General features: G+C 66.6%; 7 protein-coding genes. All 7 read right to left on the bottom strand.

Annotated elements, in window-relative coordinates; translation table 11 throughout:
* Positions 1 to 1,180 (bottom strand): amidohydrolase family protein (locus FJ957_RS13010; RefSeq protein WP_140831853.1); only part of this gene is annotated, 1,180 nt, incomplete at its 3' end.
* Positions 1,181 to 1,621: 441 nt separating this feature from the next.
* Positions 1,622 to 2,077: a GFA family protein gene (locus tag FJ957_RS13005; RefSeq protein ID WP_140831851.1), complete on the bottom strand. Its 456-nt coding sequence runs from the start codon at positions 2,075 to 2,077 to the stop codon at positions 1,622 to 1,624.
* Between the two features lie 59 nt (positions 2,078 to 2,136).
* Positions 2,137 to 2,688 (bottom strand): isochorismatase family protein, encoded by a 552-nt coding sequence (locus tag FJ957_RS13000; protein ID WP_140831849.1) that lies wholly within the window; start codon positions 2,686 to 2,688, stop codon positions 2,137 to 2,139.
* 258 nt (positions 2,689 to 2,946) lie between these two features.
* Positions 2,947 to 4,950: an amidase gene (locus tag FJ957_RS12995; RefSeq protein WP_140831848.1), complete on the bottom strand. Its 2,004-nt coding sequence runs from the start codon at positions 4,948 to 4,950 to the stop codon at positions 2,947 to 2,949.
* A 127-nt stretch (positions 4,951 to 5,077) separates the two neighbouring features.
* Positions 5,078 to 7,327: a molybdopterin cofactor-binding domain-containing protein gene (locus tag FJ957_RS12990; RefSeq protein WP_140831846.1), complete on the bottom strand. Its 2,250-nt coding sequence runs from the start codon at positions 7,325 to 7,327 to the stop codon at positions 5,078 to 5,080.
* Positions 7,327 to 7,833, bottom strand: coding sequence for a (2Fe-2S)-binding protein (locus FJ957_RS12985; protein WP_140831845.1), 507 nt, complete (start codon positions 7,831 to 7,833; stop codon positions 7,327 to 7,329). The genes FJ957_RS12990 and FJ957_RS12985 overlap by 1 nt, the downstream gene beginning before the upstream one ends.
* Positions 7,833 to 9,206, bottom strand: a complete 1,374-nt coding sequence (locus FJ957_RS12980) for a cytochrome c (RefSeq protein WP_140831843.1) — start codon at positions 9,204 to 9,206, stop codon at positions 7,833 to 7,835. Before FJ957_RS12980 ends, FJ957_RS12985 begins: the two co-directional genes overlap by 1 nt.
* Between the last annotated feature and the right edge of the window lie 142 nt (positions 9,207 to 9,348).

Raw genomic sequence — 9,348 nt, 5'->3', positions numbered from 1 at the left:
CTTCCCCGCCCGCGCGATAGACGGTGCGCTCCCTCGGCACCGCCACCACCGCTTCCGGGACATGCTCGGCCTTCAGCGCGACGAAATCCGCCTTGGCGCCGACGGCGATGCTGTAGCCCTCAAGCCCGAGCGCCTTGGCGCCGGCATGGCTCACCACGTCGTAAGCGGCTTCCAGTTCCCAGTCCTCGTAGAAGCCGGAGCGGTAGCCGATCATGTTGGCGCGGTTGAGCATGTCGCCATCGCCGTAGGGCCACCAGGAATCGCGGATGTTGTCGGAGCCGGCGAAGACCGTGACGCCCGCCTTGCGCAGCGCCGCCACCGGCGGGAAAGGATGATCGCCGGGCGCGTTGGTCATGATGGCGACGCCGGCGGCGGCGATCCGCTCGCCGGCTCCGGCCAACGCATCGGCGGAGATGTCGCCCAGCCCGTAGGCGTGGCTGACGGCGACTTTTCCCTGCATGCCCAGTGCCGCGGTCCGGGCGACTATTTCCTCGATCTCGAACAGGCCGAGCGTGCCGCGGTCATGCAGGTGGATGTCGACGCCGGCGCCGTGCTTTTCGGCAAGGCCGAAGACGACATCGAGATGGCCTTTCACGTCGCGGTCGAAGCTTGCGGGATCGAGCCCGCCGATCAGGTCGCAGCCGAGCTTGAGCGCCTCGTCGAGCAGCTCCGCGGTGCCTGGCGAGGACAGAATGCCGCTCTGCGGGAAGGCGACGAGCTGGATGTCGATCAAGTCGCGGTATTTCTCCCGCACGCCAAGGATCGTCTCGACATGCTTCAGCCCGACCGCGGTGTCGACCATGACATGGCTGCGCATGGTAAGGCTGCCATTGCCGACGCAGAGCTCGAGCTGGCTTTTCGCGCGCTCTTCCATCGGCGCGGCCTGCTCGAGGTTGCGCATCTGGAACGCGACCCGCTCGCGCACGTCAAACCCATTGGTGCAGGGAACGTGCGGGCGCCAGGCATCGCCATAGAAGGAGGTGTCGAGATGGATATGACCCTCGACGAAAGCCGGCAGCACGAGCTGGCCGTCAAGGTCGGTGGCGCCAGCCGGCGGCGTCGTCGCATTGGCTGCAGGCACGATGGCGCTGAAACGGCCGCCGGCGACGGCGAGATCAGCGACCGTGCCATCGGCAAGCCTGGCGTTGAGAAAATGAATCTGGTCCACGATGCAATCCATTGAAAAGGAAGCCTCAGTCGTCGCCGGTCGGGCGGACCAGGTCAATGCGGATCGAGGGAGAAAGTGTTTGTGGGAGAAGGCGGAACGGCGCGCAGCGCCGAGACGGCTACTGAAAGGGAGGCGTCGGTGAGGGCCGCACGGCCACGGCTGAGCAAGTGGTATCGCCAAGCTGGAACACCCCTCATCCATCCGAGCTTCGCTCGGCCACCTTCTCCCACAAAGGGGAGAAGGGAAGAGCCCGCCATATACCGTTTTCGCGGAAGTTTCAGCGGGCGGCAAATGTGCCATGATGCAGTCTGCGGTATGAGGCCGCCGTGGTCGACGCGGACGCCCAAGCACATCCCCAACAATGCGCCCCCAACGGCCGCGTCGACCATGAACGGAAATGGCAGCGGCGACCTTGCCCTAGGTCGCCGCTTTTTTGGCCGGCCCCGCTTTTGGTCAGCGTTGCGTGCCCGCGTATTCGGCGACCAGCGGCTCATATTCCTCGAAGGACGGCAGCGCTTCGTAGCTGTGCGCGGCTGATGTCGTGGCCCAGGGCAATTTCTCAGACGTCCAGGTCTCGATGAAGGGCGCGAACCAGGCATGCTCGTCGAGCATGGTCGGGCGCAGATTGACGAACCAGTCGATCCCCTCTGGTCGCGTGAACATCCAGGTCATGCAGTAGCCGCAGAAATAGTGTTTCGACGCGCCGTGCAGGCCGCCGACCACAGGCTCGCCCTTGGTCACCTCGAAGCCTTCCGAGGGGATCGCCGCGCTCAGCGAATAGGCGCTGGACGACATCGACTGGCAGCCGGTGCAATGGCAGGCCATGGTGAGCAGCGGCTTTGCCGAAATCTTAAGGCGCACGCGGCCGCAGCGGCAGCCGCCTTCGGCGGGGAGAGTGAGGGTGGGCAAAAATAGCTCCTTGAGTTGGGGGGCTTCTCTTCTCCCTTGTGGGAGAAGGAAGAATGCGCTCAGCCTTCCGTCAGCTCTGCCGTGGTCGCCATCCGCACGCCCTGCCCCTCGAAGGCCTCGTTGTGGCGGGCGATGATGTCGGGCGCCTTCTCCTCCAGTGAATCCAGCGTCGAATGCGCGTCGGAGATCAAGGTGACGCCCAGGCCTTCGGCGAAGGCTCCCTTCACGGTGGCGGCGACGCAGAAATCGGTCTGGGCGCCGATGAGCACGACATCCTTCGCGCCCTGCCCCGCTACCCATTCGGCCAGGTCGGGGTTGGAGAAGGCGTTGCCGACGCTTTTGCCGAAGGTCGGCTCGTCGGCGGCCTGGCCGAGCAGCGGCCATACCGGCCACCCGGAGGCGCCCGGCGCCAGCGGATCGCCCTCCGGCCCGTCATGGCGGATGAAGGCCACCTTGCGGCCCGTGTGCCGCGCCCAGTCAATCAGCCTGCGGGCGCGCTCAGCGATCGTGTCGGCGTCGTGGATCGGGGGATCGAAACGGCCATCGAACATGCCGGTCTGCAGGTCGATGACGATCAGCGGCGCGGCGGCGGAGGGGGCGGTAGCTGGCATGGCGCGAAGATAGCGTGGGTGAGGGATGGGTCAAGGAGGAGGCAGAGCCGGAACCGTAGCTACCGGCAGGAACCATCATACATCGGTCCTTCAGCGCCTCCGCCAGCGCGTCGCGGAAGACCGCGATCGGGCATTGCCTGGGCCTGGGGCGGCTGGAACGCGGTGTGGGCCACGGGCGCGGTGTTCGGGTTGGTGGCGCTGGCGTGGATTGGACCGGGTAGCGCGATCTTCGCTTCTCCGCTTGCGGGGGAAAGGAAGCTACCCAATCCCACCTGTCACCGTATATGCCCCGCCGACGCGCCCATCCGGCGACGTCACAATGGCCGTGACGATCGAACCATAGGAACCGCGCCAGACGCTATGGAAGCCTTGATGGGTTGTGGCCGGTACGATCACGCGACCGGTGAATCGGTTACCGTTGCCTTGCAGGGAAACCGGCTCGCCGTTGACGTGGACTTTCACCACCGCCGCATCGCCGGTCTCCAGCGCGATCGCGATCTCATCGGTGGCGCCGGAGCGCGTCGTCTCAGCCGTAAGCGCCAGCGTGAGGGGGGCATCACCAACACGACTTGCCGCGCCCCTGCCCTCGAACACATCGTCGGCAAGCGCCGGCGTGCGCGGCGGAACGGTGCGCCGCCTGGTGGCCCGCTCATAGTCGCCGGCGATGGTCAGCAAAGCCACGTCGTCATAGGCCCTGCCGGCGAAGGTGAGGCCGACCGGCATGCCGATATCGGCCATCGTTCCCATCGGCACCGTCACGGTCGGGATGCCGAGATGGCGCCAGACCAGATTGCCGTTGGCGACCCAGGTGCCGTTGCGCCAGGCGAGCATGGCCGAGGCCTCGTCGACATCGGCATCGGCCGGGCCGACATCGGCGACCGCTGGCAGCACCACGGCATCGAGGCGGTTGGCATCGAGCCAGTCCTCGAAATCGATACGGCGCGTTGCCTCCAGGCCTTTCAGTCCCGCCTCGATGGCGGGAATGTCCGCGAGCGGCGCCACGCCCTGCTTCGCCCGCTCGACATATTGCGCCAGATCGAAATCGGCATCGCCATAGCGGTCGCGCAACGCGCCCGGCGGCTGCGGGAAGATCTTTGCGCCGTCGACCGAAGCAAGATCGGGGATCGCAGGATCGGCATTGGCGCGCAGGAAGTCGTCCCAGGACCAGATGGACAGGTCCCAGATCTCGCGCTCGGCGAATTCAGCCGGCACCAGCCCGCGATCGACCATGGTACGCGCGCCAGGGCGGTCGCGCTCGTAATTGGAGACGACGGGGAAATCGACCTCGACCACCTTGGCCCCGAGCGCTTCCAGATCGCGCGCCGCCTGACGCCACAGATCCAGCACCGAGGCGCGGGTCTCGATCGGGCGGTCGGCGCCTTCGTCGTTGCCGACATACATTTTCGGCACGCCGAGCCGTTTGCCCTTCAGCGCGCCTTGCAGCGGGAGCGCGGCGTAGCTCGCCGGCCGCAGCGCCGAGGCTTTCGGGATATGAACCCAGGGCTGCACGCGCCAGAAATCGCCGCGCGTCTCGGCATCGTCGGCGACGATGACATCAAGCAGTTCCAAGAGGTCGGGAACGGTCCGCGTGTGCGGCACCACCACATCCATGGTCGGCACGAGAGGCCAGTTGCCGCGCACCGAGATCACGCCGCGCGATGGCGTGTAGGCCACCAGCGCGTTGTTGGAGGCGGGCGCGCGACCGGACGACCAGGTTTCTTCGCCGAGCCCGAAGGCCGCAAAGGACGCGGCGGTCGCCGTCCCCGAGCCGTTGGACGAGCCGGAAGCGAAGGCAGCGGTGAGAAAGTCCTTGTTGTACGGGCTCTCGGCGCGGCCATAGACGCCGCGCTGCATGCCGCCATTGGCCATAGGCGGCATGTTGGTGAGGCCGATCAATACCGCGCCGGCGGCGCGCAGCCTGGCGATGGTGAAGGCGTCCTCGTTCGCCGTGAGATGCTGGAAGGCCGGCGAGCCGGCCGCTACCGTCAGCCCCTTGGCCTTGTAGCTGTCCTTGGCAGTGTAAGGGATGCCGTCGAGCGGGCCGAGGGTTTTGCCCTCGCGACGGCGGCGGTCCGAAGCTTCCGCCTCCTCGAACATGTTCGGGTTGAGGATGGGGACCGCGTTGAGCGCGATGCCGCGGCGGTCGAAATGCGCAATGCGGTTGAGATAGGCACCGACCAGTTCGACGCTGGTGACGGTGCCATCTTCCAGCCCGCGGCGCAGGTTGGCGATCGAGGCTTCGACGAGGTGGAGGTTGAGCATGATGGGACGGGACGCTGACTGCTAGGTTTGTCTATCCACCTAGGATGACGGCGCGCGCGTGACTTGTACAGTGAACTCCCCCGCCCCCTTCGGCGACATCTTCCTCGAGGACGGGAGATCAAGCGCCCTAAACCCCCAGCACGCCCTTTACCCGCTCGCGCGTGTAAGGCAGATCGTAGATACGCTTGCCGGTCGCACTCCGGAACGCATTGGCGATGGCGCCGGCGGTAGGGCCTTGGGCGGCTTCGGCGACGCCGAGATAAGGCGTGCCGGGGTTATCGACGACCTGCACCTCGATGCTGTCGGGCACCGCGCTGAAGCGCAGGATCGGATAGGTCGACCAGTCCGGACTCAAGATGCGCGTTCGATCGAAATGCACGGCCTCGTAAAGAGTCCAGCTCATCGACTGCAATATGCCGCCTTCGGTCTGGTTGATAATCGAATCCGGGGCGACGGCCTCGCCGCAATCGACCGCCGCAACGACGCGCGACACCTTGATCGCGCCGCTGTCGCTGTCGACATCGGCCTCCAGCGCGATGGCCAGATAAGCGGCGTGGTTCTTGTATTTGGCGAAGGCAAAGCCTCTGCCCCGGCCTTCCGGCAGGGGAGTCTTCGACCAGCCGAACTTTCCGGCCGCCACCTCGATCACCTTTTTGGCGCGCGGGTCCTTCAGGTGGCGCAGGCGGTATTCGACCGGATAGGCGTTCGCCGCCAGCGCCAGTTCGTCCATGAAGCTTTCGATGGAGAAGACGTTGCAATAGGCCCCCAAGCCGCGCAGCGCGGACACGCGCACCGGCATGTCGGCGACGAAGTGCCAGTTCACGCGCTGGTTGGGCACGTCATAGAGCGGGATCGCGTTGCGGTCGCCATTGCCGAGCGGAGAGATTTGCAGCTCGGCGGGATCGGGCGGGAAATGCCGTTCCATCAGCCTGCCGGCGATCAGCGATCCGGCGGAACCCGGCCGCGTGCCATGGTTGTTGCTCCACAGGTCGTAGTGCCAGTTCACGATGTTGCCGTTCTGGTCGAGCGTGGCACTCGCCCTGGTCAGCATCGCCGGTCCGTATGGCTCCCATAGATGCTCCTGGTCGCGCATCCATTGCACGCGCACCGGCTTGCCCGGCACTTTCTGCGCGACCAGCGCGGCGTCGGCCGCCGCATCGTCGGCGCCGTTGTGGCCGTAGCAGCCCGAGCCCTCGGTGTGGATGCAGCGCACCTTCTCCTGCGGCACACCGAGCATCTGGGCGATCGCCTTGCGATCGGGATAGACGCCTTGCGTATGCGTCCAGACCGTCGTCAGGCCATTGTCGAGCATGGCCACCGCGCTCGATGGACCGATAGAGCCGTGCATCTGGTAGGCGCGCGTGAATTGCGCCTGGAGCGTCCTGGCGCCCGGCGCGCTGTCGGCGCCGACGGAGGTCACCGTGCCGACTTTCGACACGGCCTTTTCCAGGAAAGCCGAAATATCGTTCGGGTCGGGAAGCGCGGGCTGCTCCTGCCACTTCGCGACGGCGGCCATGGCGCGCATAGCCTTCACGGCCTGGAACTCCTGCTCGGCGACCACGGCCAGGAAATCGCCGTCGCGCACCACGGCGATCACGCCAGGCATCGCCTTGACCGCGACATCGGCGAAGTCGGTGAGCTTCGCGCCGTAGCTCGGCGGCCGCACGACGCGGGCATGAACCATGCCCGGCGGGCGCATGTCCTGGACATAGGCCTCGCCGCCGGTGACCTTGGCCGGGATGTCGACCCGCGCGAAAGGCTTGCCGATCGCGCGATAGGCTGCCGGCGGCTTGAGCCTGGTATCCGCCGCCGCATCGACATGAAGGAAATCGGCCGAGACCAGTTCGCCATAACCGGCCTTGGCGCCGTTCGGGCCGACGACCGCTCCCGCCTCAGCCTTCAGCGCCTCGACCGGCGCGCCAAGCTTTTTGCTGGCCTTGGCGATCAGGATCTGCCGCGCCTGCGCCGAGGCATAGCGGATGGCGGTGCCTGAATTCTGGATCGTCTGGCTGCCGGCGGTGTAGCCTTCATTCGGCGTCAGCGCGGTGTCGGCGGTGATCAGTTTGATCGCCGCCGGCTCGACCTCCAGCTCCTCGGCGGCAACCTGGCGCAGCGACGTCTTGATGCCTTGGCCAAGCTCGGCCTTGCCGGTGAAGACGGTGATCGAACCGTCGGCGTCGATGCGGATCCAGGCGTCGAGCGAGGGCGTGTCAGCCAGACTGCCGGGCAATTCGGGTTTCGCCGTCTGGGCGCCCGGCGCGCTCGGTACCTCGCCCTGCTGCGCCTTGGCCGGAATGGCGAAGGATACGACCAGCGCGCCGGCTCCCGCCAGGAAGCCGCGGCGGGTGACATCGGGAAGCAGGTTCGGTGCGTTCATCATCCCCTCCCGGTGGCGGCTGCCGGCGCCATGTTGCCGGCGGACTTGCCCTGCATCAGGTCGCGGGCGCGGGCCACGGCCCGAAGGATGCGCATATGCGTGCCGCAGCGACAGAGATTGGGCTCCAGCGCCTGCCTGATGTCGACGTCGGCGGCATCGGGCTTTGCCTCGAGCAGCGCCTGCGCCCGCATCATCATGCCGGCGATGCAATAGCCGCATTGCGCCGCCTGTTGTTCGATGAAAGCTTTTTGCATCGGTCCGGGATCGTCGATGGTGCCAAGGCCCTCGACCGTCTTGATCGCGCGCCCCTCGACCAGCATGGCAGGCGTCAGGCAGGAAAAGACCGCCTTGCCGTCGACCATCACCGTGCAGGCGCCGCACTGGCCGAGGCCGCAGCCGAACTTGGCGCCGCTGAGCTTCAGATCGTTGCGCAGCACATAGAGCAGCGGCGTCGCCGGATCGACGTCGACGTCATGTGACCTGCCGTTGACGTTGAGCTTGACCATCAGTCCTTGGCTCCCACATTGTCCGGGCTGCGCTCGATGCCGTCCGAAGGCCGGACGCTGACCCGGTATTTGCCGCTCCTGGTGTCGGCGGTCTTCGCTTTCGCGTCCGCCCATGCCGGCTTCTGGGCATAGGCCTCGCGCAGATAGCCGAGCAGGTCCGCCACCTGATCGTCGGTCAGCGTCGCGGCGAAGCCCGGCATGATCGGGCTCTCCTGGCCGCTCGCCGCCGGCAGGCCAAAGAGCACGACGTTGATTGCATTTTGCGGATCGCGCGCGGCGATCGTGCTGGAGAGATGGAAATCGATGCCGCCGAAAGGCTGCGGGCGGCTGCCGTCATGGCAGGTGGCGCAGGCCGCCTGGTAGATCGCGCCGCCGCGGCTTGTCGGACTGCCGGTGGTGGCGCTGGCCGGTATCGGCGTGCCACCCTGGTCGGCCAAAAGCTTCTTGCGGATGTCCTCGGCTGCCGCCGCGCGCTCCGGCGTCGGCTTGCCCATCCGCGAGATCAGGTAAGTGGCGACGGCGCTGATATCGGTATCGGGAAGCCGGCCGAGATTGCCGGTGACCTCGGCCATCGGTCCATTGGCCACGCCGTGATCGGCGTGCCAGCCTTGGCGCAGATAAGCAAAGAGGCTGTCATGCGTCCACGGGATCGGCGCCGAGGACGATGCATCGAGCGCGAAGGCATCCCAGCCCTCCGCTTCGCCGCCTGCCAGATGCGCGCCTTTCCGCTCGGCGCCCAGGGCATTGCGCGGCGTGTGGCAGGCGCCGCAATGGCCAAGCCCTTCGACGAGATAGGCGCCGCGGTTCCACTCGGCGCTCTGCGCGGCATCCTCGCGATAGGCGCCCTTGTCGAAGAAGAGCAGCTTCCAGCCGGTCAGCACGAAGCGCAGGTTGAGCGGGAACGGCAGCTCATTGGCGGGAGGCCGGTTCTCCACGGCGTGCCGCGTCATCAGATAGGCGTAGAGCGCCTGGTTGTCCTCGTCGGAGACCAGCGTGAAATGGTCGAACGGGAAGGCCGGATAAAGGTGATCGCCGTCGCGCTCGACGCCTTCCCGCATCGCCCGGCTGAAGGCAGCTTCCGACCAGCGGCCGATACCGGTCTCGGGATCCGGCGTGATGTTGGTGGAATAGATGGTGCCGAATGGCGTCGGCACCGCCAGCCCGCCGGCGAAGGACTTTCCGCCGGGCTTGGTATGGCAGGCCGTGCAGTTGCCGACCGAAGCGAGCAGCGCCCCCTTCTCGATCAGCGCCTGGTCGAAGGAGGCGCGCTGCGGCGGTTCGACCGGATCGATCGCCGGCTTCCAGCCATAGGCGGCAAAGCCCCCCAGGCAGACGACAATGAGGATGAGAACGCCGATCCAGAAGTGTTTCAAGGAGTTACTCCTTGCGTGAGGCGGGCGGGCACGCGTCGCAGGCGTGGCGCCATGCGAGGAGAACTAGGTTCGAGCCGCGGGGCGTCAATGTCAGCCGATCTCCCTCCTTTGTGGGGGAGATCGGCTATCACGCGGGCTTTCG

Origin of the sequence: Mesorhizobium sp. B2-4-6, from assembly GCF_006442775.1 — a bacterium.
Lineage (GTDB): Bacteria > Pseudomonadota > Alphaproteobacteria > Rhizobiales > Rhizobiaceae > Mesorhizobium.
Note: the sequence above shows the minus strand (reverse complement) of the source record. Positions and strands in the feature narration are given on the sequence as shown.